Here is a 24,774-nt window from a genome sequence, read left to right on the forward strand (position 1 = left end):
AGCCTTGATTTATCGGGTTTTCTTGGCGTTGACGCGGCGACCGGGTCGGTATACTCGGCGCTGTTTTGCGGAAATCCACCCTCAATCAAGGGGGAGGACCCGCCGCGATTCTAGTGGACCGTCTGGCGTCCACTATTTCTCGAACGCCGGCCCCTGAGCTTGGCGTCGGAACAACAAGGTCAGCGGATTCTAGGTTTGGGTAACGGGATGATGGATGCGAAAAAGGCTCTGGCGCGAGCCGAAGCCTTTGCTGCGCGGCATCCGCGCGCGCTGACGGCGACCGTGGTCGGTCTGCTGAGCGGCTTCGCCGTGACCGCCTTCGGTATCGCGCCGCTGGCCCCGAATGCCGAGGACCTGCCCCAGCATCTGCTGGCCGAGCCGGTGCAGACCAACGATCTGGAGGCGCAGCTGGCCGCGCTGGCCGCCCACAAGATCGGCCTCAGCCGCAACGATCTGACCCGTAGCAGCGACACCGCCGATTCGCTGCTCAAGCGCATGGGTGCGTTCGATCCGGACGCGGCGCAGTTCCTGCGCAGCGACCCGCTGGCGCGCCGCATCCTGCAGGGTCGCGTCGGCAAGATGGTGCAGCTGAGCGCCGACGCTTCGGGCCAGGTGCAGTCCATCGTCGTGCGCTTCCCGGCCGAGAAGGCCGAGCAGCAGGCCACGCATTTCTCGCGCCTGAGCATAGCGCGCGGCGCCGACGCCACCTTCAGCGCCACGATCGAGACGGCGCCGCTGCAGCCGCAGGTGCGCCTGGGCAGCGGCACGATCCGCAGCTCGCTGTTCGCCGCCACCGATGAGGCCAATATCCCCGATGCGATCGCCTCGCAGATGGCCGATATGTTCTCCGGCGACATCGACTTCCACCGCGAGCTGCGCAAGGGCGACCGCTTTTCGCTGGTCTACGAGACGATGACGGCCGACGGCGAGCCGATCAACTGGGACAGCGGCGGCGGCCGCGTGCTGGCCGGCCAGTTCGTCAACAACGGTAAAAGCTACCAGTCGGTCTGGTTCCGCGACCAGGCGACCGGCAAGAGCAGCTTCTACGGCTTCGACGGCCAGAGCAAGCGCCGCGCCTTCCTGGCCAGCCCGATGGAGTTCTCGCGCATCACCTCGGGCTTCGCGATGCGCTTCCACCCGATCCTGCAGACCTGGCGCGCGCACCAGGGCGTCGACTACGGCGCGCCCAGCGGCACCGCGGTGCGCAGCGTCGGCGACGGCAGCGTCGACTTCGCCGGCTGGCAGAACGGCTTTGGCAACGTGATCAAGGTTCGCCACAGCGGCGAGCGCGAGACCGTCTATGCGCATCTGAGCCGCATCGACGTCAAGAAGGGCCAGCGCATCGAGCAGGGCCAGAAGATCGGCGCCGTCGGCGCCACCGGCTGGGCCACCGGCCCGCATCTGCACTTTGAATTCCGCGTCGCCGGCCGCCAGCAGGATCCGCGCGTGATCGCCCGCGCGTCCGACGCGATCACCCTGCCGAACTACGCCCGCAACCAGTTCCAGCAACTGGTCGCGCGGGTGCAGACGCAGCTGGCGGTGGCCGAATCGATGGAAGGCGGCGTCAGCAGCGCCGACTGAGCCGGGCCCGATGGGCAACGACGCTCCGCTTTATATCGGGTTGATGTCCGGCACCTCGCTGGATGGCATCGATGCCGTGCTGGCGCGCTTCCCGGCCGATGCGCCGATGCAGTTGCTCGGCCATTACCACCACCCCTTCCCCGCCGCGCTGCGCGCGGAATTGCTGGCGTTGAACCAGCCCGGCGACAACGAGATCCACCGCGCCGCGCTGGCCGCCAATGGCGTCGCGCGCTGCTATGCCGAACTGGTCGACGAGTTGCTGCAAGCCACCGGCCGGGCGGCCGCCGATATCGCCGCGCTGGGCGCCCACGGCCAGACGGTGCGGCACCGGCCCGGCGAATTCGACGGCCGTGGCTACACCACGCAATTGCTCAATGGCGCCCTGCTGGCCGAGCTGAGCGGCATCGCGACGATCTGCGATCTGCGCAGCCGCGACGTCGCGGCCGGCGGCCAGGGCGCACCGCTGGTGCCGGCCTTTCACCGCGCGCTGTTCGGCCGCCCCGGCCTGGCGAGCGCCGTGCTCAATATCGGCGGCATCAGCAATATCAGCCTGCTGAATGCCGACGGCTCGACCCTGGGTCATGACTGCGGCCCCGGCAACTGCCTGATGGATCTGTGGATCGCCGAGCACTTGGGCCGGCCCTTCGACGCCGGCGGTGCCTGGGCGGCCAGCGGACGGGTCCTGCCCGAACTACTGGCGGCGATGCTGGCCGAGCCCTATTTCGCGCTGCCGCCGCCGCGCAGCACCGGTCGCGATCTCTTCAATCGCGCCTGGCTGCAGCGCCATCTCGGCGACGGTCGCTTCCGGCCCGAGGACGTGCAGGCCAGCCTGCTGGAGCTGAGCGCGCGCAGCATTGCCGGCGAGATCCCGGCCGGCATGCCCGAGCTGCTGGTCTGCGGCGGCGGCGCGTTGAACGCGCGGCTGATGCAGCGCCTGGCCGAGTTGCTGCCGGCGACGACGGTCATGGCCAGCGATGCGCGCGGCCTGCCGGCCATGCAGGTGGAGGCGGCCGCCTTCGCCTGGCTGGCGATGCGCTTCCGTCAGGGATTGACCGGCAACCTGCCCGAGGTCACCGGCGCGGCCGGGCCGCGCTTGCTGGGCGCGCTCTACCCGGCCTGAAACGCAAAAGCCGCCCGAGGGCGGCTTTGTTTCGTACGGCAGGCTCGCCGCTCAGACCGAGAAGCTCGAACCGCAGCCGCAGGTCGTCGTCGCGTTCGGGTTCTTGATGACGAACTGCGCGCCCTGCAGGTCTTCCTTGTAGTCGATCTCGGCGCCCATCAGGTATTGCAGGCTCATCGCGTCGATCAGCAAGGTGACGCCATTCTTCTGCATCTGCGTGTCGTCGTCGTTGACCGCCTCGTCGAAGGTGAAGCCGTACTGGAAGCCCGAGCAGCCGCCGCCTTGCACGAAGACGCGCAGCTTGAGATCGGGATTGCCCTCCTCGGCCACCAGATCGCGCACCTTGTCGGCGGCGCTGTCGGTGAAGACCAGCGGCACGGGCATGTCATCGTCGCCGACGGTCGGGGTTTCGAGAACTGCGCTCATAGTGTTTCCTGATGATTGGCTCTGGCCGCCATTGTCGCCGCAAACGGGAATCGCTGCAGCGACAGGAATATTTGGGGCCAGGCCGAAATGAAACAAGGCCGCTGGAAAGCGGCCTTGTCGCGGCTTGCCATCCGGAGACGGCAAGCGGGTGCAGCGTCGATCAGCGCTTGCTGAACTGCTTGCGGCGACGGGCGCCGTGCAGACCGACCTTCTTACGCTCGACTTCACGCGCATCGCGCGTGACGAAGCCGGCGCGGCTCAGTTCGGGCTTCAGCGCTGCGTCGTAGTCGATCAGAGCGCGGGTGATGCCGTGGCGCACCGCGCCGGCCTGACCCGACTCGCCACCACCGTGGACATTGACCTTGACGTCGAAGGCTTCGCCATTGTTCGTCAGCAGCAGCGGCTGCTTGGCGATCATGATCGAGGTCTGACGGCCGAAGTATTCGGCGATGGTCTTGCCATTGATGGTGATCTGGCCCGTGCCCTTCTTGATGAAGACGCGAGCGACCGACGACTTGCGACGGCCGGTTCCGTAGTTCCAGTTTCCGATCATCGTCGTTCCTTAGATTTCCAGAGCCTTGGGCTGCTGAGCGGCGTGCGGGTGGGTGTCACCGGCATAGACCTTCAGCTTCTTCACCATGGCGTAACCGAGCGGGCCCTTGGGCAGCATGCCCTTGACGGCCTTCTCCAGGGCGCGGCCCGGATGCTTGGCTTGCATGTCTTTGAACTTGGTGGCGTAGATGCCGCCCGGGAAGCCCGAGTGACGGTAGTACACCTTGTCCGTGGCCTTGTTGCCCGTGACACGCAGCTTGTCGGCGTTGATGATGACGATGAAATCACCGGTGTCGACGTGAGGCGTGTAAATGGCCTTGTGCTTGCCGCGCAAACGGAGTGCCACTTCGCTGGCAACACGTCCGAGCACCTTGTCGGTGGCGTCAATCACAAACCACTCGTGCGTCACTTCGGCCGGCTTGGCGCTGAAGGTCTTCATGAGATTGCTTTCGAATGCCCGATCCAGACTTCTACGGATCAGGCGGTCGGATGGCTGATTCAAAATCCTGCCGGTCCAGTTCGGTGTCGCTTATTGGATCGCGACCTCTCACGGCAGCCCGGCACGGACTTCTCCCCCGCAGCCAAATACGGGGAAAGCCCGCAAGTGTAGCAGCATTGTGGATAAATTGGAAAGCGCCGCCACCAGACGCCGGCCGCAAGGCCCGGCTCCCAGCTGCGAGCAAGGTAAGATCAGGGTTATTACTTAGTCACTTTGCGCACATGAAGCCCCCGTCCCCCGAGTCGCCTGCCGCCACCGACGCTGACGCCGCCGCCCCCACTTGGGCACCGGTTGCCGCCCTGCAGCGCCGCCTCGCCGCCTGGGTGCCGATCCGCTCGCTGGCGCGCCGACATCGGCGCCGCATCGCCGAGCATCTGCTGAGCCTGTCGGAGCGCGACCGCTATCTGCGCTTCGGCTACCCCGCCACCGACGAGCAGATCACCCGCTATGCGATGAACCTGGACTTCGAGCGCGACGAGGTGCTGGGCATCTTCAACCGCCGCCTGCAGTTGCTGGCGATGGCGCATCTGGCCTATGCACCGGCGCCGCAACTGCCGGGCAAGCCGGCGATGGCCGAGTTCGGTGTCTCGGTGCTGCAGCGCGGCCGCGGCCGCGGTTTCGGCGCCCGCCTGTTCGAACGCGCCGCCCTGCATGCGCGCAACCGCGGCATCGACACCCTGTTCATCCACGCGCTGAGCGAGAACGCGCCGATGCTGAAGATCGCCCGCAATGCCGGCGCCACCGTCGAGCGCGACGGTTCCGAATCGGAAGCCTGGCTGCGCCTGCCGCCGGACACCGTCTCCTCGCATGTCGGCGAGGCGATCGAGCGTCATATGGCCGAGATGGACTTCCAGTTCAAGCGCCATGTGCGCGTGCTGGGCAGCATCATCGACGGCGTCGCCGAGGTGAAGTCGCAGTACGAAGAATCGTCGGGCAAGGCGGCCCGGCAGTAAGGGTCCCGACGGCACGCGGCTTGCCATCTGAAATCCCCCCGATTCGCGGGTCGCCAGGGGTAGCTACGGAGAGCGCTGTCCCATTCATACGCTACATTTCCCGCACCGGGCTTGACTTCAGGCGCCTCTTTAACATCCCAAAGGACATGCAAGCCACCATTCCGTGGATCGTCGCCTTGGCTGCGGGCCTGTTGGCCCTCGGAGTGCTCGCCTGGGCGCTGCTGCGGCCGGCGCGCGGCAGCAAGCCGCTGCCGACCGAATGGTCGCTGACCGCACGTCCGGTCTTCAGCGCCGACGAGCGCCGCGTCTACCGCCTGCTGAAGGAGGCGCTGCCCCACCATGTGATCCTGTCCAAGCTGCCGCTGGTGCGTTTTTGCCAGCCCACCGAGGCCAAGGAGGTGCGCTACTGGTACGAGCTGCTGGGCGCCATCCATGTGAGCTTCGCCATCTGCAGCCCCAACGGCCGCGTGCTGGCCGCCGTCGATCTGGACAGCGAGCGCAGCGTCTCCGGCCGCAATCTGCAGATCAAGCAATCGGTGCTGGGCGCCTGCCGCGTGCGCTATCTGCGCTGCGCGATCGACAGCCTGCCCAGCGCGGCCGAGCTGCAGCTGCTGGTGCCCTTCAGCAACAGCAGCCTGCGCGGCCCGCAGCCGGCGCCGATGCCCAGCGCCCGCCCGGCCGGCCTGAACCATGCGCCGCACCCGGCCCATCCGGCGCGCCCGCTGATCAATAGCAAGACGCCGCGCCGCACCAGCCGCGGCGGCCTGTGGCAGGACTCGGCCGTCTTCGCCGACTCCTTCTTCGCGCCGGACAGCCGCTTCGACGCGACCGCCAGCCTGGACGGCTCGCGCCGCAGCGGCTTCCACGACAGCCGCAGCTTCGCCGAGCCCCTGGGTGCCAGCTCGCAATATCCGGACGAGGCGCCCAACGACATCGTCGGCGTCGTCGTCGACTCACCGCGCTACGGCAACCGCGTGCCACGCTGAGCAGCAAAACCCCGCATACTGCGGCGCCGGATCGAAACGATCCGGCGCCGTTTTCGCTTTGCCCCCCGATGAACGATCAAGAAGACATCAACCGCAGCTTCGGCACGCTGACGCCCGAATTCATGCTGGACGCGCTCGACGCGGCCGGCCTGCATGGCGACGGCCGTCTGCTGCAGCTGAACTCCTACGAGAACCGTGTGCTGCAGGTGCACCTGGAGGACGGCCCCGAATTCGGCGGCGTGGCGGTCGCCAAGTTCTACCGCCCCGGCCGCTGGAGCGATGCGCAGATCCTCGAGGAGCATCTGTTCGCCGCGCAGCTGGCCGAGGCCGAGGTGCCGGTGGCCGCGCCCTGGCGGCTCGGCGCCAGCACCTTGCGCCACCACGGCGGCCAGCGCTTCGCCGTCACCGGCCGCCAGGGTGGCCGCGGCCCCGAGCTCGAGGACCCCGAGGTGCTGACCTGGATCGGCCGGCTGCTGGGCCGCATCCATGTCGTCGGCCGCCGCCAGCCCTTTGAGCACCGTCTGCGATGGGACAGCGCCAGGCCCGGCAGCGACGCGCGCGACTGGCTGCTGGCGCACGAGGCCATCCCGCTGGAAATCCGGCAGGCCTGGAGCGAGGTGGCGCAGCGCTGCCTGGACGCGATCCAGCAGGCCTTCGATGCGCTGCCGAATCTGCAGACCCTGCGCCTGCACGGCGACTGCCATCCCGGCAACATCCTCTGGACGCCCGACAAGGGCCCGCACTTCGTCGACCTCGACGATGCGGTGACGGGACCGGCGATCCAGGACCTGTGGATGCTGCTGTCCGGCGACGAGGCCAGCATGCGCCGCCAGCTCGCCTGCGTGCTCGAAGGCTACGAAACGGTGACCGAGTTCGACCGCCGCGAACTGACCTTGATCGAGCCGCTGCGCACCTTGCGCATGATCCACCACAGCGCCTGGCTGGCCCGGCGCTGGGGCGATCCGGCGTTCCCGCTGGCCTTCCCCTGGTTCGGCACGCCGAACTACTGGAGCGACCAGGTCGTCAAGCTGGGCGAGCAGCTAGAAGCGATGCGGACCGAGCCGGCGACACCGAATGTGCCGCCGGACGAGGACTACGTCTTCTGGGACGCTACGCCTAACGCCTAGAGCCGGCGCTCGTCCAGCCGCGCCCTCTCGCGCTGCGCCAGCCCGTATTCGATGAACTCGACGACGCCGGTCGCCACACTGCGATCGAGCCAGCGGCGCGCTTGGTCGCGGTCGCGTTCCAGCAGCGCCTTCTGCGCGGCGAAGAAATACAGCTCGCACTCGCGCCCGCTCTGCTCGGCCTTGTCGTCGGCGGCGCGGGCCAGCGCGGCCTGCAGCGTCAGCTCGCCGCGCAGCATGCGCAGCACCGGCTGCGGCCAGCTGGGCTTGTCGCCGCTGACCACGGCGGCGGCGCTGGCCTGCATCGCGTCCCGGCCCTGGGCCTGCTGGGCCAGGTGCAGCCAGATGCCGCGGTAGCCGCGCTCGACCTCGCCGCCGCCGCTGAGCAGCAGCGTGCGCAGATCCTCGCTGGCGCCGGCGAAGTCACCGGCCATATAGCGGGCCTGGGCGCGCGTGTAGCGCGCTGCCGTGTCATTGGGCGCCAGCTTCATCGCCTGCTCGGCCGTCTGCTGGGCGTCGGCATCGCGGCCGCGCAGCAGCATATTGACGGCCAGACCGGCCGGGCCCTCGCTGGCCGTCGGATCGAGCTCGATCGCCGCCTCGAAGGCGCGGCGCGCCTCCTCGCTGCGGCCCAGGTGGTCGAGGTTCTGGCCGCGCTCGATCTCGAGCTTGGCGCGCAGCTTGGTCGGCACGCGCTGGCTGGCCAGCATGTGCTCGATCGCCACCAGATCGAAGCGGGCCTCCTGCTGGACCCGCGTCGCCGCCTTGACACGGCCGCTGCGCAGGCCCTCGGACAGCTCCTTCAGCGCCGTGCGCAAGGCCTCGCCGCGCTCCGGCGCGATCGTCGGCAGGCCCAGCTGCGTGCCCAGCCGCGGCCAAATCTTCTGCAGCGTGTCGCGGTAGGCGGTCCACTGCGCCGCCTCGATGCGCTCGGCGCGCAGCTGCAGCTCGGCGCCGAACTCGGCCGAGCGCTGGCTGCCCTTGCTGCGCAGCTTCAGCTCGAAGAAGGGGTTGCTCTCATTGAACGGCGCCTCGCTGTCGCGCGCAAAGGCCTGCTCGTCGAAGTCGAAGCGCACCGTCTGGCGGTAGAGGCCCGGCATGCCGACGGCCAGCGCCTGCTCGCGCGGCGTCATGTCCGGCAGGCGCAAGGGCGACATCGCTGCGTTCAGCACCACGTCGCTGATCATCACGCCCTTGCTGTTGCCGAAGCGCCAGACCTCGTCGCCGCCGCTGAAGCGCTGCGTGACCCGCAGCGCATTGCGGCCCGGCACGTCCTCGATCTCCACGGCGCCGTCGCGGCGCAGACCCGGATAGAAGCGCAGCAGCTCGCCCGCCAGCGCCGTCTCGAAGGCCTCGGCCGGCTGGTTGGCGCGCGCCATGCGCAGGGCCTCGGCCAGATCGCCGTAATAGGTCGCTTCGGAGACCAGCTTGCCCGGCTCGGCCAGACGCGCGTAATGGAAGACATCGCGCACCTCGGCGCGCAGCTGATCGCGGGCCAGCGGCGTGGCCAGCGGCGCGCTCTCGCCGGCGCGCGCCAGCAGGGCCGGACTGAGGCCGGCGATGGCGCGCTCGGTGGCCGGGCCGCTTTGCAGCGAGCGGGTCGCGTCCAGCCACAGCCAGCCCTCGCCGCGCCCGACGGCAATGATCGCGTGATCGAAGGCCAGCGGGCTGGGCAGGCGCCGGTCCATGCTCTGGCGCAGCGTGGTCGAGATCATCGCCGGCACCGCCTCGATGTCGAGCTGGGCCAGCAGATTGACCAGCAGCGCCGCCTTGTCCTTGCAGTCGCCGAAGCGCTGGCGCATCACCTGCGCGGCCGTCGCCGGCCGGTGCGAGGAGGCGCCGGTCTCGGTGCCGAAATAGCGCACCTCCTTCTGCACGAAGTCCAGCGCCAGCTTGAGGCGCTGCTCGGGGTCGGCGCTGGCGGCGCGGATCTCGGCCGCCTTGGCCGCCAGCGGCTCGCGCTCGCGCAGCGCCGGCGCGAACTGGCGCTCGGCCCAGGCGGCGACCTCGGCCCAGCTGCCGAACTCGCTCCACTCGAGCAGGTCCGCATAGTTGTCCTCGGCCGGCGTCAGCGGGTCGTAGCGGAACTGCGGCACCGCGCGGCGCTGCACCAGGGTCTCGCGCAGGCCATCGCTGCGGGCCGGCGTGCTGACCGTCGCATCGGCGACCGTCAACCGGTGCTGGATCTTGCGCTCGGCCGGCGCCAGCAGGCGGCGCTGCACCAGGCCCACCGGCCCGCGGCTGGCACTGAGCCACTGCGTGTCCACGTACTTGCCTTCGAAGACCGGGTTGTCGCCGATCAGCGAGGCGGCCCATTCGATGCGGTCGCCGACGCGCAGATCCTCCAGCACGATGGACGCGGTCATGCGCCCGTCGACGATCTGCCGCTCGAGCTGGGTCTCGCGCTGCAGCAACTTGACCGCCCTGGGGTTCAGCCGCTCGATGCGCTTGCCCTCGCGCCAGATCGCCAGCTCGTGCAGCTGCAGCTTCTGGTAGCTCGGATCAAAAATGATCTCGATCTGCGAGGCCGCTTCCAGGCCGGCGCTGCTATTGACCTGGCGCAGCGCGCGCTGGTAGCGATGGACGCTGCCGCCGGGCCCGAGCCGGGTCTGGTCGTCCATCAGCAGCAGATGGACCGGCGAGGCTGGCAGCGTCGGCAATCCGTCCAGCGAGGCCGGCACGACCCAGGCCGGCGCGGCGGCGATCTCGAAGCCGGCGGCGCTGGCCGCGGGTCTGGCCGCCGCCTTGGCCGCCGGTTTGGCGGTAGCGGCCGATGCCGCCGTCGGCAGGGCCAGCAGCAGGCAGGAAGAAAACAGAACGCCGGCCCAGGGCCGGCGTCGTGCACATGCTTTTTTTGCTCTCATCACGACTCCCTCGTCGCGGCGATGATAGCCGCGCGAGGCAGTCGCAGACCGATCAGCCTCCGCGCTTGCAAGCGCGGAGTCCTTCGGCAGGCGTCGCACAGCCCGCAGGGGCTGTGCTCGGTCCCGCCTCAGCCGAGCAGCATCGCGTTGACCCGCCGCACATAGGCGGCCGGGTCTTCCAAGCTGCCGCCCTCGGCCAGCACGGCCTGGTCAAAGATCACGTTCGCCAGATCATCGAAATGGGCGCTCGTGTCCAGCTTCTTGACCAGCGCATGCTCGGCATTGATCTCCAGGGTCGGCAGCGAGGTCGGCGCCTGCTGGCCGGCCTGCTTCAGCAGGCGGGCCAGATGGCCGCTCATATCGCCCTCCTCGACGACGATGCAGGCCGGCGAATCGACCAGGCGGGTCGAGACGCGCACGTCCTTGGCACGCTCCTTCAGCGAGGCCTTCAGGCGATCGAGCAGGCCCTTGTTGGCCTCGGCGGCTGCTTCAGCCTTCTTCTTCTCGTCCTCGTCCTGCAGCTTGCCCAGGTCGATCGCGCCCTTGGCCACCGACTGCAGCGGCTTGCCCTCGAACTCGTACAGATGCGAGAGCATCCACTCGTCGACGCGGTCGGTCAGCAGCAGCACCTCGATGCCCTTCTTGCGGAAGATCTCCAGCTGCGGGCTGTTCTTCGCGGCGGAGAGGCTGTCGGCGGTGATGTAGTAGATCGCCTCCTGACCTTCCTTGGCCCGGCCCAGGTAGTCGGCCAGCGACACACCCTCGTCGGCATGGGTGGACGCGAAGCGCAAGAGCTTGGCCAAGCGCTCCTGGTTCTGGTGGTCCTCGCCGATGCCTTCCTTCAGCACCTGGCCGAAATCCTTCCAGAACTCTGCGTATTTCTGCTTCTCGGCCGCGTCCTCGCTATTGGCCAGCGATTCCAGCATGCCCAGCACGCGCTTGGTCGAGCCCTCGCGGATCGCCTTCACGTCGCGGCTTTCCTGCAGCAGCTCACGTGAGACGTTCAGCGGCAGGTCGGCCGAGTCGATCACGCCCTTGACGAAGCGCAGATAGACCGGCATCAGCGCCTCGGCATCGTCCATGATGAAGACGCGCTTGACGTACAGCTTGACGCCGCCGCGCTTGTCGCGGTTCCAGAGATCGAACGGTGCCTTCTTGGGGATGTAGAGCAGCTGCGTGTACTCGCTGCGGCCCTCGACCCGGTTGTGCGTGTAGGCCAGCGGCGCCTCGCTGTCATAGGAGATCTGCTTGTAGAACTCCTCGTACTGCTCGGGTGTCACCTCGCTCTTGCTGCGCGCCCACAGGGCCGAGGCCTTGTTGACCGGCTCCCACTCATCCTTCAGCACCTGGGTGGCCTTCTCGGCGTCCCACTCTTCCTTCTTCATCAGGATGGGCAGCGAGATATGGTCCGAGTACTTCGAGATGATGGACTTCAGGCGCCAGGTCTTGAGGAACTCCTCCTCGCCCTCGCGCAGGTGCAGGATCACGTCGGTGCCGCGGCCGGGCTTGGTGATCGTCTCGACCTCGTAGTCACCGGTGCCCTCGCTGGACCAACGCACGCCCTGCTCGGCCGGCAGGCCGGCGCGCCGGGTCTCGACGGTGATGCGGTCGGCAACGATGAAGCCGGAGTAGAAGCCGACGCCGAACTGGCCGATCAGGTTCGCGTCCTTCTTCTGGTCGCCCGACAGATTGGCCATGAATTCGCGCGTGCCGCTCTTGGCGATGGTGCCCAGATGCGCGATCGCCTCCTCGGCGCTCATGCCGATGCCGTTGTCGCTGATCGTCACCGTACGGGCGGCCTCGTCGAAGCTGACGCGCACCTCCAGATCGGGCTGGTCCTCGAACAGCTGCGGGTGGTCCAGCGCCTCGAAGCGCAGCTTGTCGCAGGCGTCGGACGCGTTGGACACGAGCTCGCGCAGGAAGATTTCCTTGTTCGAGTACAGCGAATGGGTGACGAGGTGCAGGATCTGCTTGACCTCGGCCTGGAAGGAATGGGTTTGCTTGTCCATGGTGTTTTAGCGGATCGGATGAGCGGATTGTCCTCGGCCCCGATGCAAGGCTGGGGGCCGGTCGGCCCGCAGATGGGGCGGCCGTGAAGCATTTCAAGACCCTCGTCTAAACTTCGCGCCCATGCTCTACTGGTTCGATCTGATCGGGGTCGGCGTGTTCGCGGTCAGCGGCGCGCTGGCGGCCATGCAGGCCGGGCTGGACCTGTTCGGCCTCTTGGTGCTGGCCTCGGTGACGGCGATCGGCGGCGGCACCTTGCGCGACCTGCTTCTGAACCGCCATCCTCTGTTCTGGATGAAGGACAGCGGCTATATGGCCGTCATCGTGGCCTGCGCGCTGCTGACGGCGGCCATCGGCCAGCTCTCGCCCAGCGCGATGCAGGCGCTGCGCATCGCCGATGCGCTGGGCCTGGCCCTGTTCGCCCTGATCGGCGTAGAGGTGGCCGAAAACGCCGGCCTGCGCCGGGTACCGGCCCTGCTGATGGGCACGATGACGGCCTCCGGCGGCGGCGTGGTCCGCGACGTGCTGAGCGGCCAGGTGCCGCTGCTCTTGCGCCGCGACATCTACGCGACGGCCGCCATCGCCGGCATCGTGCTCTACCAGCTGCTGCGCGCCGCCGGTCTGCCGCGCAATGCCGCCTTCGTTGTCGGCCTGGTCTGCGCGGCCGGCCTGCGCTTGGCGGCGATCGCCTATGACTGGCAGTTGCCCAGCCCGCGCCTGGTTCAATAAGAAATCAGTAGGAAAGCGTCAGCCCGGGCACGTCGACCCGCAGCCGCGCCTTGCTGAGCGCGCCGGTCGTCGCGCGGGCATAGTCGAGCGCGAAGGCCGCGTCGTCGAAGGCCGCGGGGCCGACGGCGGCGGCAATGCCCAGCACCTTGTCGGCGATCAGCACCTTGCCGGCGCCGCGTATCGCCTCGCAGCCGTGCTTGACGAACTGCTCGTCCAGCCAGCGCCGCGCCGCCTCGAAGGACAGCACCTCGCTGCCATCGACGACCAGCTCGACCTCGCGGCCGGGACCGAAGACGATCTTCACTTCGCTGCGCATCGGCGGACTCCTCGTGACCTCGATGGTCCGATTCTGGCGCAGAACCGCGCGCTTCAGGCGCGCGCCGCCTGCACCGCCGCGCTGAGCGTCTCCAGCACCTGCAGCGAATCGTCCCAGCCCAGGCAGGCATCGGTGATGCTCTTGCCGTATTCGAGCTGGCTCGGATCGTCCTTGCCAGGGCTGAACTTCTGCGCGCCGTCATTGAGGTGGCTTTCGACCATCACGCCGAAGATCTGCCGGCCGCCGGCCTCGATCTGGGCCGCGATATCGCGCGCGACCTCCAGCTGGCGCTGGTGCTGCTTGCTGCTGTTGGCATGCGAGCAGTCGACCATCAGCCGGCAGTCGAGCTTGGCCGCGACCAGGTCCTTGCAGGCCGCGGCCACGCTGTCGGCGTCGTAGTTCGGCGCCTTGCCGCCGCGCAGGATCACATGGCAGTCCTTGTTGCCCTTGGTCTCGACGATGGCGACCTGGCCGTTTTTGTGGACGGACAGGAAATGGTGCGGCCGCGCCGCGGCCTGGATCGCGTCGGTGGCGATCTTGATATTGCCGTCGGTGCCGTTCTTGAAGCCGATCGGCGCCGACAGGCCCGAGGCCAGCTCGCGGTGCACCTGGCTCTCGGTCGTGCGCGCGCCGATCGCGCCCCAGGAGATCAGGTCGCCGATGTACTGCGGCGAGATCACGTCGAGGAATTCGCTGCCGGCCGGCATGCCCAGGCGGTTGATCTCCAAGAGCAGCTGGCGGGCGATGCGCAGGCCCTCGTCGATGCGGTAGCTCTCGTCCAGGTAGGGGTCGTTGATGAGCCCTTTCCAGCCGACCGTGGTACGCGGCTTCTCGAAGTAGACCCGCATCACGATCTCCAGCGTGTCGGCGTACTTCTCGCGCTGCGCCCTCAGCTTCTTCGCGTACTCCAGCGCGGCGACCGGATCGTGGATCGAGCAGGGGCCGATGATGACCAAGAGCCGGTCGTCCTTGCGTTGCATGATGTCGCGGATCTTCTGCCGGGTGCCAGTGATCAGGCGCTCCATCGGCGTGCCCGAGATCGGGAAGAAGCGGATCAGGTGCTCCGGCGGCGGCAGCGGCGTGATGTCGCGAATGCGCTCGTCGTCGGTGGCGCTGGTCTTGTCCTGCGGCGAGTACCAGCGCTCGGCTTGCGGCTCGGGCTTGGCGGTCTTGGCATTCATGGGCGGGCTTCTTCCTGCTTCGTGGATGGGAGCGTCAGACGAAAAAAAACCGCCGGGGTCTGGACCCGGCGGTTTTCAGGAATCTGGCGCTTTGTTCGCTTACGCGTTCGCCTCTCCTCCGCCGGTGCGGTGCGAGAACCAAAAAAAGCCGAAAAAATAGGACTTCAGCGAAAGCATGGCAGCGAATGTAGCACGTGGCCTGCGCGACACAGCATTCGCCTGTCGGCAAGCCTGGGTTTCTGCTCAGGCTGTCCCACCGACGGTCAATCCGTCGATGCGCAAGGTGGGCTGGCCGACGCCGACCGGCACGCTCTGCCCCTCCTTGCCGCAGACGCCGACGCCGGTGTCCAGTCGCATGTCGTTGCCGATCATGCTGACGCGGGTCAGCGCGTCGGGGCCGTTGCCGATCAGCGTGGCGCCCTTGACCGGGTACTGGATCTTGCCGTCCTCGACCCAGAAGGCCTCGCTGGCCGAGAACACGAACTTGCCGCTGGTGATGTCGACCTGGCCGCCGCCGAAGTTCGTTGCGTACAAGCCCTTCTTGATGCTGGCGATGATTTCCTGCGGATCCTTGTCGCCGCCCAACATATAGGTATTCGTCATGCGCGGCATCGGCACATGGGCATAGCTCTCGCGCCGGCCATTGCCGGTCGGCGCCACGCCCATCAGCCGCGCATTCATCGCGTCCTGGATATAGCCCATGAGGATGCCGTCCTCGATCAGCACATTGCGCTGCGAGGCGCAGCCCTCGTCGTCGACATTCAGCGAGCCGCGGCGGTCGGGGATGGTGCCGTCGTCGAGCACGGTCACGCCCTTGGCGGCCACGCGCTGGCCGATGCGGCCGGAGAAGGTCGAGGAGCCCTTGCGGTTGAAATCGCCTTCCAGGCCATGGCCGACCGCCTCGTGCAGGAGCACGCCCGGCCAGCCGGGACCGAGCACCACGGTCATTTCGCCGGCCGGGGCCGGACGCGACTCCAGATTGGTCAGCGCCGCCGACACCGCCTGCTCGACATAGCTGGCAATCATCTCGTCGCTGAAATAGGCCAGGCCGAAACGGCCGCCGCCACCGCCGCTGCCGATCTCGCGCCGGCCATTGCTCTCGGCGATCACCGTGATCGACAGGCGCACCAGCGGTCGCACATCGGCGGCCAGCGTGCCGTCGGCGCGGGCGATCAGCACCACCTCGTGTTCGGCCGCCAAGCCGGCCATCACCTGGGCGACGCGCGGATCCTTGGCCCGGGCCATCTTCTCGGCGCGCTCCAGCAGGGCGACCTTGGCGGCGCTGTCCAGGCTGGCGATCGGGTCCGCGTCGCCATAGAGCGCGCGGCTGGCCGCCACCGTGGGCGTGCCGGGCACCTTGACGCGGCGGCTCTGGCCGGTCGCGGCGATCGTGCGCACGGTGCGGGCCGCGTCGAGCAGGGCCGCCTCGGAGATGTCGTCCGAATAGGCGAAGGCGGTCTTCTCGCCGGCGACCGCGCGCACGCCGACACCCTGGTCGATCGAGAAGCTGCCGCTCTTGACGATGCCCTCCTCCAGGCTCCAACCCTCGGCGCGCGTGGTCTGGAAGTAGAGATCGGCGTCGTCGACCCGGTGCTCGGTGATCAGACGCAAGGCGCGGGCCAGCGCCGCCTCGTCGAGACCATAGGGCTCCAGCAGCTGGCTGCGGGCCGCCGCGAGGCGGGCGATGGTGGGTTCGCGCGAGATCATCGGCCCATTGTAGGAGCCGGCGGAAACGCTCAGCGGCGCAGGGCCTTGCGCACCAGCTCGATATGGTTGCGCAGCGCGTAGAGCTCGTCGGTGTAGGACAGCGGCACGACGACCTTGGCGACCGTCTCGTCCAGCCGGTCCAGTTGCTGCAGCAGCGCCGGCGCGGCGGCCGGGTCGGCGTCCATCCGGGCCTCGATCTCGCGCAGCTGGCCGTACCAGCGGAACACCCGCGAGCGGATGCGGAAGGCATAGAGCGGCGGCACGACGCGCGACAGCGGCAGCAGCACGGCCAGCAGCACGCCCATCACCAGCCACATGCGCTCGATCAGATTGGCGAGCCAGAAGGGCAGATAGCGCTGCAGCAGCGGCGCCGGCTCGTTGATCGCGCGCTCGCCCTCCTTGGCAATCGGCACCTCGCTGTGGCGGGTGTTCGGATACTCGCGCGCCCGATTGAACCAGCCGGCGCCGCCGTGGATGGTCTGCGCGCTCTGGGCAAACAGCTGCAGCAGCGCAGGATGCGTGCCCTCGCGCGTCAGCAGCGAGGTCGTCGATGCGATCAGATGCACGTCCTCGGGCGGGATGTCGGCGGCCAGGTCGACCACGCCGCGCGGCAGGGTCTCGGGCGTCAGAAAGGGGAAGCGGCGCGCATAGGCCTCGCTCTGGGCAAAGTCCATCAGCCGCACGCCGGGCGTCTGCAGCAGCATCTGCACCATCAGCGACTCGGGCGCCGAGGCGAACACCAGCGCGTCGAGCTCGCCATTGAGAAAGGCCACCGTCGCCGGCGTCTGCGCCAGCTGCGACAGCTTCACCCTGGCCGGCTCGACCTTGTTCAGGAGCAGCAGCTTGTTGACCAGGCTGGGCACGCCGCTGCCCTCGGTGCCGACATTGACGCGCAGGCCCTGCAGCTGGGCCAGGCTGCTGAGCCGCGCATCGCTGGCGATTGCGGCGCGCGCCGCCTTGCCGCCGGCGGCGCCGGCCGCCACCTTGCGCGCGGTGTCGGCGCGGTAGAACAGCCAGACCGGCTCGACGAAGAGGCTGCCCAGCGAGCGCAGCGCGTTCTGCTCCTCGCGCATCGCGCCCGGCTCGGCCGTGCCGCCCTGCACGAAGCCGAGATCGGCCTTGCCCTCGCGCAGCAGCTGCAGATTGGCCGAGGAGCCCTCGCTGGCCAGCAGCACGACCTCGATGCCCTCGGCCGCCAGCGCCTTCTGGTAACGCTTGCCGAATTCCTCGTAAGCGCTTTGCGCCGGGCCGGTGGCCAGGATCACCCGCTTGGGCGGATTCGGGTTCAGCCAGACATAGGCCAGCACCAGCAGGGCGACGGCCAGCACGGCGAAGGGACCGGCCGAAAGCAGCAGCTCGCGCAGCGACAGCAGCGCGCGGCGCAGCGCCTGGGGCAGCTGGGGAACCGATGGCGCGGGCATCAGTTGTCGCGCGCCTTCTTCATCGCCAGCGCCGCCTCATAGAGCTGGTTGCGCGAGGCGCCGCTCAGCTCGGCGGCCAGGGCCACCGCCTGCTTCAGCGGCAGCTCGGCCAGCAGCACCGTGAGCGCGCGCAGGGCCGGCGCCGGCAACTCGTCCTCGGCCGCCGCCCGGGCCGGCAGCGCATGCAGCACCAGCACGAACTCGCCGCGCTCGCGCTGCGCGTCGGCTTTCAGCCAGGCCGGCAGCTCGGCCGCAGCCGCCGTGTGCACCGTCTCGAACTGCTTGGTCAGCTCGCGGCAGACGGTGACCTTCTGGCCGGGGCACAGCTCGGCCAGCAGCTCGAACAGGGCGGCGATCCGGTGCGGCGCCTCGAACAACAGCTGGCTGCGCCGGCTGCCGACCAGTGCCTGCAGCGCCGTGCGGCGCTCGACCGCCTTGGTCGGCAGGAAGCCGGCGAACTCGAAGCCCTCGGCGGCCGTGTCGCCGGCCACCGACAGCGCCGTCACCGTGCTGCTGGCGCCGGGAATCGGCAGCACGCGCAGGCCGGCCGCCGCGACCGCGGCGACCAGCACGGCGCCCGGGTCCGAGATCGCCGGCGTGCCAGCATCCGAGACATAGGCGATGCGTTCGCCGGCCTGCAGCCGCACAATCAGGCCAGCGCTGGCCTCGTGCTCGTTGTGCTGGTGCAGCGCGATCAGCGGCTTGTGCAGGCCCAGATGGCGCAGGAGGCCGGCGCTGACCCGCGTGTCCTCGCAGGCCACGGCGTCGACGAGGCCCAGCACATGGGCGGCGCGCAGCGTCAGGTCGGCCAGATTGCCGATCGGCGTCGCCACCAGGTACAGCGTCGCTGCGGGATACTGCTGGCCACCGGCCGCCGCGGCGGCCGCCTGCATCAGCAGGGAGGCATCAATGTTCGACAAGAGGGGCTCTCCCGGGAATCTCGGCGCGCGGGCCGAGGAGACGGCGCTGCGCTATCTGCAGCGCCAGGGCCTGGCACTGCTGGAGCGCAATTATCGGGTCGCCGCCGGGCCCGGCGCGCGGGCCGGCGAGGTCGACCTGATCCTGCGCGAGCGCGACGGCACCCTCGTCTTCGTCGAGGTGCGCGCCCGCGCCGATCGCTCGCATGGCGGCGCGGCGGCCAGCGTCACGCCGGCCAAGCAGCGCCGGCTGATCTATGCGGCCCAGCATTACCTGCTGCGCCATGCGACGCCGCCGCCCTGCCGCTTCGACGTGCTGGCCCTCGATGGCGACGCGATCGAATGGTTACAGGCAGCCTTCGACGCCGAATAGGTGTTAGCCAGCGCTCGCTTATGATTCGTCCACATGCTTGAGCAACGCATCCAACAACAATTCTTCGAGAACGCCGACCTGCTCTACCAGGTTGCCGAGGGCCTGTCCCGTCCGCTGGCCACGGCCGCCCAGATGCTGGTCGACGGCATCACCGGCGGCGGCCGCGTGCTGTGCTGCGGCCTCGGCCTGTCGGCGCTGGACGCCCGCTATATGGCGGCGCTGCTGCTGGGCCGCTTCGAGCAGGAGCGCCCCGGCCTGGCCGCCTTCAGCCTCGACGCGCTGGCCCAGGGCAGCGAGGGCGGCGCCGCCGCGCTGGCCCGCCAGGTGCAGACACTCGGCCATCCTGGCGATCTGCTGCTGATCTTCGAAGCGCAGCCGGCTGGCCAGGCCGCGTGGGCGCCGGTGCTGGAGGCCGCCCATGCGCAGGACATGAGCGTGATCGCGCTGACCGGCGGCCCGGCCGACGAGCTGCGCGGCCTGCTGCTGGACACCGATGTGCAGATCCGCGTACCGGCCGGCCGCCAGCCACGCGTGGCCGAGGCACAGCGATTGCTCGCCCACTGCCTGTGCGACGCTGTCGACCTGCAGCTGCTCGGCGCCGTTGAATGAGCCGGCAGGCGGCCGCCCGGGTGGCGGCCGCGCCGAAATCCTAGAGGACTCCTATGACCGTGAAGACTGAACAAGGCCGCCGCCTGGGCCGCCACGCCGTCCTGCTGAGCGCGCTGACGCTCGCCCTGCTGAGCAGCGCCTGCGCGCCGCTGGTGGTCGGCGGCGTGATGGTCGGCGGCGCCATCGTCGCGACCGACCGCCGCACCTCGGGCATCCAGCTGGAGGACGAAAGCATCGAGGTCAAGGCCGCCTCGCGCGTGCGCGAGCAGCTCGGCGACCGGGTGCACGTCAATATCAACAGCTACAACCGCCTGGTGCTGATCACCGGCGAGGCCAGGGAAGAGGCCGACCGCGAGGCGCTGGGCCGCATCGTCGGAGGCGTCGAGAACGTCAACCATGTGCTGAACGAGACGGCCGTGATGCTGCCCAGCAGCTACAGCAGCCGCTCGAACGACGTCTACATCGCCGGCAAGATCAAGGCCACCCTGGTCGACGCGCCGGACCTGATGTCCAACGCCTTCTATGTCGTCGTCGAGCGCGGCACCGTCTACATGATGGGCCGGGTGACCGAGCGCGAGGCCAAACGCGCCGTCGACCTGACGCGCAGCATCAGCGGCGTCGGCAAGGTCGTGCGCGCCTTCGAGATCATCAGCGAGGAAGAGCTGGCCCGCCTGGTGCCGCCCTCCACGAAGAAACAGCCGGACGCCAGCGCGACGCAGTAATAATCGCGGCTCATCATCGGCAGCGGCAGGGCCGCGGGGAGCACGGCGATCGACGCGAACCTTCTGAAGGAACTGCGCATCAGCGAGAGCGAACGCGAGCCGAGCACCGAACGGCCCTGGCTGTGGCCGCTGCTGATCGGCCTCGTGCTGCTGCTGGCCCTGATCGGCGGCGGCGCCTGGTGGTGGCTGCAGCAGCGGCCGCTGCCGCTGCGGGTGGCCAGCGCGCAGGCGGCAGCCGGTGGCGCCGACAGCGCGGGCGCGGTGCTGCAGGCCACCGGCTATCTGGTCGCGCGCCGCCAGGCCACCGTCTCCACCCAGATCACCGGCACGCTGACCGAGCTCTATATCGACGCCGGCGACACGGTCAAGAAGGGCCAGGTGCTGGCGCGGCTGGAGGACGCCGCCCTGCGCGCCGCGCTGGACGTGGCGCGCGCCAATGCGCGCACCGCCGAGGCCCAGGTCGAGCAGGCGCGCGCGCAGCTGCTGCAGTCCCAGGCCGACGCGCGGCGCCAGGCGGAGCTGGTCGCCCAGGGCATGATCTCCAAGCAGGCCGGCGAGCGCGGCGACAGCGAGGTGGCCGTCAATGCCGCGGCGCTGCAGGCGCGTCAGCGCGCCGCCGATGCGGCCCGCGCCCAGCTGGCCCAGGCCCAGGTCAATTACGACTACACCATCGTGCGCGCGCCCTTTGCCGGCGTGATCACCGCCAAGGCGGCCCAGGTCGGCGAGATCGTCTCGCCGCTGTCGGCCGGCGGCGGCTTCACCCGCACCGGCGTCGGCACCATCGTCGACATGGACTCGCTGGAGATCGAGGTCGACGTCAACGAGGCCTCGATCGGCCAGGTCCGGCCCGGGATGCGCTGCGAGGCGGTGCTCGATGCCTATCCGGACTGGAAGATCCCGGCCCATGTGATCGCCATCATCCCCAGCGCCGACCGCGGCAAGGCCACCGTCAAGGTGCGCGTCGCGCTGGAGCAGAAGGACGCCCGCATGGTGCCGGAGATGGGCGCGCGCGTCGCCTTCCTGCGCCCGGCGGCGCAGCCGGCCGGCGGCGAGCCGCTCACCGGCGTGCTGCTGCCACCGCAGGCGGTGGTACAACGCGACGGCGAGGCGGTCGTCTTCGTGCTGGCCGAGGGCCGCGCGCGGCTGCGCAAGGTGCGGCTGGCGGCCGACGTGGGCGGGCAAAAGCGCATCAGCGAGGGCCTGCGGCCGGGCGAGCAGGTCGTGCTCGCGCCGCCGGCGACGCTGCAGGACGGGGCGGCGCTGGTGGTCGGCGAGGCCGGCAACTAGGGACAAGGTCATCCACTCTTCATCAGAGGGCAAGGGCATGGGCAAGTTGATCGAGATTCGCGAGCTGTCCAAGGTCTATCAGCGCGGCAAGCAGAAGGTCGAGGTCCTGCACCATATCGACCTCGACGTCGAGCAGGGCGACTTCCTCGCGCTGATGGGCCCCTCGGGCTCCGGCAAGACCACCTTGCTCAATCTGATCGGCGGACTCGACGCGCCCAGCGGCGGCGCGATCAGCGTCGGCGGCCAGCGCATCGACCAGCTGGCGGCAGGGGCGCTGGCCAAGTGGCGGGCCAGCCAGGTCGGCTTCGTGTTCCAGTTCTACAACCTGATGCCCCAGCTGTCGGCGCAGCGCAATGTGGAGCTGCCGCTGCTGCTGACCAAGCTGTCGGCGGCCGAACGCAGCAAGCGCGCGGCGATCGCGCTGCAGCTGGTCGGCCTGGCCGATCGCGCCAAGCACAAGCCGGCCGAGCTGTCCGGCGGCCAGCAGCAGCGCGTCTCGATCGCCCGCGCCATCGTCTCCGACCCGACCCTGCTGGTCTGCGACGAGCCGACCGGCGATCTGGACCGCGAATCGGCCGAGGAGGTGCTGGCGCTGCTGGGCGTGCTGAACCGCGAGCATGGCAAGACCATCCTGATGGTCACCCATGATCCGAAGGCGGCCGAGCGGGCTCGCCACATCCTGCATCTCGACAAGGGCCGCCTGGTCGAGACGATGGTCGAAGGCGCCGCTGTCGCCTGAGGAGCCGACATGAAATACCTGCACCTGATCTGGGCCGCGCTGTTCAGGCGCAAGACCCGCACCTTGCTGACCCTGGTCTCCATCGTCACCGCCTTCCTGCTGTTCGGCCTGCTGGACGCGGTACGCACTTCCTTCGACCAGGCTGGCCAGAGCGCCAACGGCGCCTCGCGGCTGCAGACCGGCTCCAAGCTGAGCTTCATCCAGCTGCTGCCGATGGCGCTGACGCAGAAGATCGCCCAGGTCGACGGCGTCAAGGCCGTCACCTATGCGAACTGGTTCGGCGGGGCCTACCAGGATCCGCACAACGCGGTCTTCAGCTTCGCCGTCGCGCCCAACTACCTGGACCTGTATCCGGAGATCAAGGTCAGCGCCGAGCACCGCAAGGCCTTCGCGGAGACCCGCATCGGCGCCCTGGTCGGCGAGGGCCTGGCGCGCAAGCATGGCTGGAAGGTCGGCGACAAGGTGCCGCTGATGTCGACCATCTTCCCGGACCGCAACGGCAGCAAGAACTGGCAATTCGAGATCGTCGGCCTGATCCATGTCGTCAATATGAAGACCGACGGCTGGTACGACCAGATGTTCCTCTTGAACTGGAAATACTTCGACGACACGACGCCCTACAACCAGGGCCAGGTCGGCTGGTATGTGAGCAGCGTCGCCGACGTCAACCAGGCCGACCGGGTGCTGAAGGCGATCGATCAGATTTCGGCCAACTCCGACCACGAGACCCGCACGATGACCGAGCAGGCGGCCACCGCCTCCTGGATGAAGCAGTTCGCCGACATCGGCCTGATCACCACGGCCATCATGGGCGCCGTCTTCTTCACCCTGCTGCTGCTCTCGGGCAACACGATGATGCAGGCGGTGCGCGAGCGCACCGGCGAGATCGCCGTGCTGAAGACCCTGGGCTTCTCGGAGACCAGCGTGCTGGCGATGGTGCTGGCGGAATCGGTGCTGCTGCTGCTGATCGGCGGCGTGATCGGCATGGCGCTGTCCAGCATCATCGGCCCGGCGATCGCCGCCGGCAGCGGCGGTATGCTGAACCTGTCGGCGGCCGGCGCCAGGAGCTGGACGCTGGGCCTGGCGCTGATGCTGCTGTTCGGCCTGATCGTCGGCGCCTTGCCGGCCCTGAACGCGATGCGGCTGAACATCACTGACGCGCTGGCGGGGAGGGCCTGAGCGATGCTGATGAGAATCCTCAAGAACCTGGGCCTGGTCCTGCTGCTGGTTCTCGTGCTGGGTGCCTGGGTGATGCTGCCCTGGCAGGGAGCCGTCGCCGTGGCCCTGGCGCTGGCGCTGTGGCTCGCGCTGACGCGCAGCGGTGCTCAAGCGCGCTCGGTGGCGGCGGTGGGCATCTCCACCTTGGCGCAGCGCCTGGGCGCCTCGGCGGTGGTCGTCGTCGGCATCGCCGGCGTCGTCGGCGTGCTGGTGGCCCTGCTGGCGATGGCCGAGGGCTATGCGCAGACCCTGCGCCAGTCGGGCAGCGAGGACACGGCCATCGTCTTGCGCGGCGCCTCGGCGGCCGAGGTCGCCTCGACCCTGAGCCGCGAGGAGGTGGTGCAGATCGCGCAGACGCCCGGCATCGCGCGCAATGCCAAGGGCGAGCCCCTGGTCTCGGCCGAGACCGTGGTCGCCGCCAACCTGCCCATCCTGACCGCACCCGACGAGGACGGCAGCGCGCAGTTCCGCGGCGTCGGCGACGGCGCCTTCGAAGTGCGGCCCAATGTCAAGATCGTCGAAGGCCGGCGCTTCACGCCGGGCCTGCGCGAGCTGATCATTGGCCGCGGCACCACGGGCCAGTTCGCCGGCATGCAGCTCGGCAAGAGCATTCGCCTGGGCAGCGAGAGCTGGACCATCGTCGGCGTGTTCGCCTCCGGCGACGCGATGGAGTCCGAGATCTGGGCCGATGCCAATGTCGTCAACGACAGCTACAAGCGCGGCAGCGGCCGCAACTCGGTGACGGTCAAGCTGGCCAGCGCCGCCGGCTTCAAGGACTTCAAGGCCGCGCTGGAAGCCAATCCGCAGTTGAAGACCGAAGCGTCGACGACCTTGGCCTTCTTCGAGAAGCAGTCCGAGCAGATGACCAAGCTGCTGCGCATCATCGGCATCGTCGTCGGCGCCATCATGGCGGTCGGCGCCGTCTTCGGCGCGCTCAACACCATGTTCGCCGCCGTCGCCACGCGCGCCCGCGAGATCGCGACTCTGCGCGCGATCGGCTTCCGCGGCCCGCCGGTCGTCGTCGCCGTGATGCTGGAGACCATGCTCTTGGCCGCTTTAGGCGGCCTGATAGGCGGCCTGATCGCCTACCTGGCCTTCAATGGTTTTGCCGCCTCGACGATGGCGATGAACTCGGTCGGCAAGCTCAGCTTCCAGCTCAGCGTCTCGCCGCAGCTGCTGTGGGAAGGCCTCAAGTGGGCGCTGGCAATCGGCTTCATCGGCGGCCTGTTCCCGGCCGTGCGGGCGGCGACGCAGCCGGTGACGGCGGCGTTGCGGGAGTTGTGAGCGCTGAAGCGACCGCTACATCGAATGATCGGAGTTCGGACCGTTAACACATTGCGGCAGCCGCCGCATCATGATGCAGTCTCTACTCGGCGCGTGCCGTGCATCGCACTGATTACCGCGCAACCGGGGCACATGCTCGAATGTTGGGCAAGTCGCTAA

23 protein-coding genes are annotated in these 24,774 nt (G+C 68.9%); 13 read left to right on the top strand and 10 right to left on the bottom strand.

Features of this window, described 5'->3' with window-relative positions; translation table 11 throughout:
- The first annotated feature begins 210 nt into the window (after positions 1-210).
- Together QWJ38_RS12795 and QWJ38_RS12800 are read left to right on the top strand one after the other, a co-directional pair.
- Positions 211-1,581, top strand: a complete 1,371-nt coding sequence (locus tag QWJ38_RS12795; protein ID WP_290359465.1) for a M23 family metallopeptidase — start codon at positions 211-213, stop codon at positions 1,579-1,581.
- A gap of 10 nt (positions 1,582-1,591) precedes the next feature.
- On the top strand, positions 1,592-2,701 hold the full coding sequence (locus QWJ38_RS12800) for an anhydro-N-acetylmuramic acid kinase (protein ID WP_290359466.1): 1,110 nt from the start codon (positions 1,592-1,594) through the stop codon (positions 2,699-2,701).
- A gap of 51 nt (positions 2,702-2,752) precedes the next feature.
- On the opposite strand, the gene erpA is transcribed toward QWJ38_RS12800, so the two are convergent.
- From erpA to rplM, 3 genes are all read right to left on the bottom strand, one after another.
- Positions 2,753-3,127 (bottom strand): iron-sulfur cluster insertion protein ErpA, encoded by a 375-nt coding sequence (gene erpA, locus QWJ38_RS12805; protein ID WP_290359467.1) that lies wholly within the window; start codon positions 3,125-3,127, stop codon positions 2,753-2,755.
- Between the two features lie 160 nt (positions 3,128-3,287).
- The gene (gene rpsI, locus QWJ38_RS12810) at positions 3,288-3,680 is read right to left on the bottom strand and encodes a 30S ribosomal protein S9 (RefSeq protein WP_290359468.1); all 393 of its coding nucleotides are present in this window, start codon (positions 3,678-3,680) and stop codon (positions 3,288-3,290) included.
- A 9-nt stretch (positions 3,681-3,689) separates the two neighbouring features.
- Entirely contained in the window at positions 3,690-4,118 is a 429-nt protein-coding gene (gene rplM / locus QWJ38_RS12815) for a 50S ribosomal protein L13 (protein ID WP_077033668.1), read from the bottom strand.
- Positions 4,119-4,399: 281 nt separating this feature from the next.
- On the opposite strand from rplM, the gene QWJ38_RS12820 reads away from it, so the two are divergent.
- The 3 genes from QWJ38_RS12820 to QWJ38_RS12830 all read left to right on the top strand — a co-directional run bounded on the left by QWJ38_RS12820 (position 4,400) and on the right by QWJ38_RS12830 (position 7,244).
- Positions 4,400-5,131, top strand: a complete 732-nt coding sequence (locus QWJ38_RS12820; RefSeq protein WP_290359469.1) for a GNAT family N-acetyltransferase — start codon at positions 4,400-4,402, stop codon at positions 5,129-5,131.
- Between the two features lie 146 nt (positions 5,132-5,277).
- Positions 5,278-6,117, top strand: coding sequence for a DUF2726 domain-containing protein (locus tag QWJ38_RS12825; RefSeq protein WP_290359470.1), 840 nt, complete (start codon positions 5,278-5,280; stop codon positions 6,115-6,117).
- A gap of 68 nt (positions 6,118-6,185) precedes the next feature.
- Positions 6,186-7,244: a serine/threonine protein kinase gene (locus QWJ38_RS12830; RefSeq protein WP_290359471.1), complete on the top strand. Its 1,059-nt coding sequence runs from the start codon at positions 6,186-6,188 to the stop codon at positions 7,242-7,244.
- Here the strand turns inward: QWJ38_RS12830 and QWJ38_RS12835 are convergent.
- Both QWJ38_RS12835 and htpG read right to left on the bottom strand, forming a co-directional pair.
- Positions 7,241-10,105, bottom strand: a complete 2,865-nt coding sequence (locus QWJ38_RS12835) for a DUF3857 domain-containing protein (RefSeq protein ID WP_290359472.1) — start codon at positions 10,103-10,105, stop codon at positions 7,241-7,243. The genes QWJ38_RS12830 and QWJ38_RS12835 overlap by 4 nt on opposite strands.
- A gap of 128 nt (positions 10,106-10,233) precedes the next feature.
- Positions 10,234-12,114, bottom strand: coding sequence for a molecular chaperone HtpG (gene htpG, locus QWJ38_RS12840; protein ID WP_290359473.1), 1,881 nt, complete (start codon positions 12,112-12,114; stop codon positions 10,234-10,236).
- 121 nt (positions 12,115-12,235) lie between these two features.
- Here htpG and QWJ38_RS12845 point away from each other — a divergent pair, with 121 nt between their 5' ends.
- The gene (locus QWJ38_RS12845; protein ID WP_290359474.1) at positions 12,236-12,841 is read left to right on the top strand and encodes a trimeric intracellular cation channel family protein; all 606 of its coding nucleotides are present in this window, start codon (positions 12,236-12,238) and stop codon (positions 12,839-12,841) included.
- 4 nt (positions 12,842-12,845) lie between these two features.
- Here the strand turns inward: QWJ38_RS12845 and QWJ38_RS12850 are convergent, their stop codons facing one another.
- The 5 genes from QWJ38_RS12850 to rsmI all read right to left on the bottom strand — a co-directional run bounded on the left by QWJ38_RS12850 (position 12,846) and on the right by rsmI (position 18,359).
- The gene (locus QWJ38_RS12850; RefSeq protein WP_290359475.1) at positions 12,846-13,157 is read right to left on the bottom strand and encodes a hypothetical protein; all 312 of its coding nucleotides are present in this window, start codon (positions 13,155-13,157) and stop codon (positions 12,846-12,848) included.
- A gap of 53 nt (positions 13,158-13,210) precedes the next feature.
- Positions 13,211-14,338 (bottom strand): 3-deoxy-7-phosphoheptulonate synthase, encoded by a 1,128-nt coding sequence (locus QWJ38_RS12855; protein ID WP_290359476.1) that lies wholly within the window; start codon positions 14,336-14,338, stop codon positions 13,211-13,213.
- Between the two features lie 243 nt (positions 14,339-14,581).
- Entirely contained in the window at positions 14,582-16,045 is a 1,464-nt protein-coding gene (gene tldD, locus QWJ38_RS12860; RefSeq protein WP_290359477.1) for a metalloprotease TldD, read from the bottom strand.
- A gap of 29 nt (positions 16,046-16,074) precedes the next feature.
- Positions 16,075-17,466, bottom strand: coding sequence for a TAXI family TRAP transporter solute-binding subunit (locus tag QWJ38_RS12865; RefSeq protein ID WP_290359478.1), 1,392 nt, complete (start codon positions 17,464-17,466; stop codon positions 16,075-16,077).
- Positions 17,466-18,359 (bottom strand): 16S rRNA (cytidine(1402)-2'-O)-methyltransferase, encoded by an 894-nt coding sequence (gene rsmI / locus QWJ38_RS12870; protein WP_290359803.1) that lies wholly within the window; start codon positions 18,357-18,359, stop codon positions 17,466-17,468. Before rsmI ends, QWJ38_RS12865 begins: the two co-directional genes overlap by 1 nt.
- Before the next feature lie 16 nt (positions 18,360-18,375).
- Between rsmI and QWJ38_RS12875 the strand changes: the two genes are divergently transcribed.
- From QWJ38_RS12875 to QWJ38_RS12905, 7 genes are all read left to right on the top strand, one after another.
- Positions 18,376-18,756, top strand: a complete 381-nt coding sequence (locus QWJ38_RS12875) for a YraN family protein (RefSeq protein WP_290359479.1) — start codon at positions 18,376-18,378, stop codon at positions 18,754-18,756.
- Positions 18,757-18,789: 33 nt separating this feature from the next.
- Positions 18,790-19,365 (top strand): SIS domain-containing protein, encoded by a 576-nt coding sequence (locus QWJ38_RS12880; protein ID WP_290359480.1) that lies wholly within the window; start codon positions 18,790-18,792, stop codon positions 19,363-19,365.
- A gap of 53 nt (positions 19,366-19,418) precedes the next feature.
- Positions 19,419-20,087, top strand: coding sequence for a BON domain-containing protein (locus QWJ38_RS12885; RefSeq protein WP_290359481.1), 669 nt, complete (start codon positions 19,419-19,421; stop codon positions 20,085-20,087).
- 144 nt (positions 20,088-20,231) lie between these two features.
- Positions 20,232-21,374, top strand: coding sequence for an efflux RND transporter periplasmic adaptor subunit (locus tag QWJ38_RS12890; RefSeq protein WP_290359482.1), 1,143 nt, complete (start codon positions 20,232-20,234; stop codon positions 21,372-21,374).
- A gap of 37 nt (positions 21,375-21,411) precedes the next feature.
- Positions 21,412-22,113, top strand: a complete 702-nt coding sequence (locus QWJ38_RS12895) for an ABC transporter ATP-binding protein (protein ID WP_290359483.1) — start codon at positions 21,412-21,414, stop codon at positions 22,111-22,113.
- Between the two features lie 9 nt (positions 22,114-22,122).
- The gene (locus tag QWJ38_RS12900) at positions 22,123-23,292 is read left to right on the top strand and encodes an ABC transporter permease (protein WP_290359484.1); all 1,170 of its coding nucleotides are present in this window, start codon (positions 22,123-22,125) and stop codon (positions 23,290-23,292) included.
- 9 nt (positions 23,293-23,301) lie between these two features.
- On the top strand, positions 23,302-24,615 hold the full coding sequence (locus QWJ38_RS12905) for an ABC transporter permease (RefSeq protein WP_290359485.1): 1,314 nt from the start codon (positions 23,302-23,304) through the stop codon (positions 24,613-24,615).
- The last annotated feature ends 159 nt before the right edge of the window (positions 24,616-24,774 follow it).

The organism is Roseateles violae (assembly GCF_030410485.1).
Taxonomy (GTDB): Bacteria; Pseudomonadota; Gammaproteobacteria; order Burkholderiales; family Burkholderiaceae_C; genus Roseateles_D; species Roseateles_D violae.

Bases quoted from the DNA above. Each gene is read 5' to 3' on its own strand.
- QWJ38_RS12850 (WP_290359475.1), bottom strand. From the start codon at position 13,157: ATGCGCAGCGAAGTGAAGATCGTCTTCGGTCCCGGCCGCGAGGTCGAG.
- QWJ38_RS12895 (WP_290359483.1), top strand. From the start codon at position 21,412: ATGGGCAAGTTGATCGAGATTCGCGAGCTGTCCAAGGTCTATCAGCGC.
- QWJ38_RS12880 (WP_290359480.1), top strand. From the start codon at position 18,790: ATGCTTGAGCAACGCATCCAACAACAATTCTTCGAGAACGCCGACCTG.
- QWJ38_RS12830 (WP_290359471.1), top strand. From the start codon at position 6,186: ATGAACGATCAAGAAGACATCAACCGCAGCTTCGGCACGCTGACGCCC.
- tldD (WP_290359477.1), bottom strand. From the start codon at position 16,045: ATGATCTCGCGCGAACCCACCATCGCCCGCCTCGCGGCGGCCCGCAGC.
- rpsI (WP_290359468.1), bottom strand. From the start codon at position 3,680: ATGATCGGAAACTGGAACTACGGAACCGGCCGTCGCAAGTCGTCGGTC.
- htpG (WP_290359473.1), bottom strand. From the start codon at position 12,114: ATGGACAAGCAAACCCATTCCTTCCAGGCCGAGGTCAAGCAGATCCTG.
- QWJ38_RS12845 (WP_290359474.1), top strand. From the start codon at position 12,236: ATGCTCTACTGGTTCGATCTGATCGGGGTCGGCGTGTTCGCGGTCAGC.
- rplM (WP_077033668.1), bottom strand. From the start codon at position 4,118: ATGAAGACCTTCAGCGCCAAGCCGGCCGAAGTGACGCACGAGTGGTTT.
- QWJ38_RS12825 (WP_290359470.1), top strand. From the start codon at position 5,278: ATGCAAGCCACCATTCCGTGGATCGTCGCCTTGGCTGCGGGCCTGTTG.
- QWJ38_RS12865 (WP_290359478.1), bottom strand. From the start codon at position 17,466: ATGCCCGCGCCATCGGTTCCCCAGCTGCCCCAGGCGCTGCGCCGCGCG.
- QWJ38_RS12885 (WP_290359481.1), top strand. From the start codon at position 19,419: ATGACCGTGAAGACTGAACAAGGCCGCCGCCTGGGCCGCCACGCCGTC.
- erpA (WP_290359467.1), bottom strand. From the start codon at position 3,127: ATGAGCGCAGTTCTCGAAACCCCGACCGTCGGCGACGATGACATGCCC.
- QWJ38_RS12795 (WP_290359465.1), top strand. From the start codon at position 211: ATGGATGCGAAAAAGGCTCTGGCGCGAGCCGAAGCCTTTGCTGCGCGG.
- QWJ38_RS12820 (WP_290359469.1), top strand. From the start codon at position 4,400: ATGAAGCCCCCGTCCCCCGAGTCGCCTGCCGCCACCGACGCTGACGCC.
- QWJ38_RS12900 (WP_290359484.1), top strand. From the start codon at position 22,123: ATGAAATACCTGCACCTGATCTGGGCCGCGCTGTTCAGGCGCAAGACC.
- QWJ38_RS12835 (WP_290359472.1), bottom strand. From the start codon at position 10,105: ATGAGAGCAAAAAAAGCATGTGCACGACGCCGGCCCTGGGCCGGCGTT.
- rsmI (WP_290359803.1), bottom strand. From the start codon at position 18,359: ATGCAGGCGGCCGCCGCGGCGGCCGGTGGCCAGCAGTATCCCGCAGCG.
- QWJ38_RS12855 (WP_290359476.1), bottom strand. From the start codon at position 14,338: ATGAATGCCAAGACCGCCAAGCCCGAGCCGCAAGCCGAGCGCTGGTAC.
- QWJ38_RS12875 (WP_290359479.1), top strand. From the start codon at position 18,376: ATGTTCGACAAGAGGGGCTCTCCCGGGAATCTCGGCGCGCGGGCCGAG.
- QWJ38_RS12905 (WP_290359485.1), top strand. From the start codon at position 23,302: ATGAGAATCCTCAAGAACCTGGGCCTGGTCCTGCTGCTGGTTCTCGTG.
- QWJ38_RS12800 (WP_290359466.1), top strand. From the start codon at position 1,592: ATGGGCAACGACGCTCCGCTTTATATCGGGTTGATGTCCGGCACCTCG.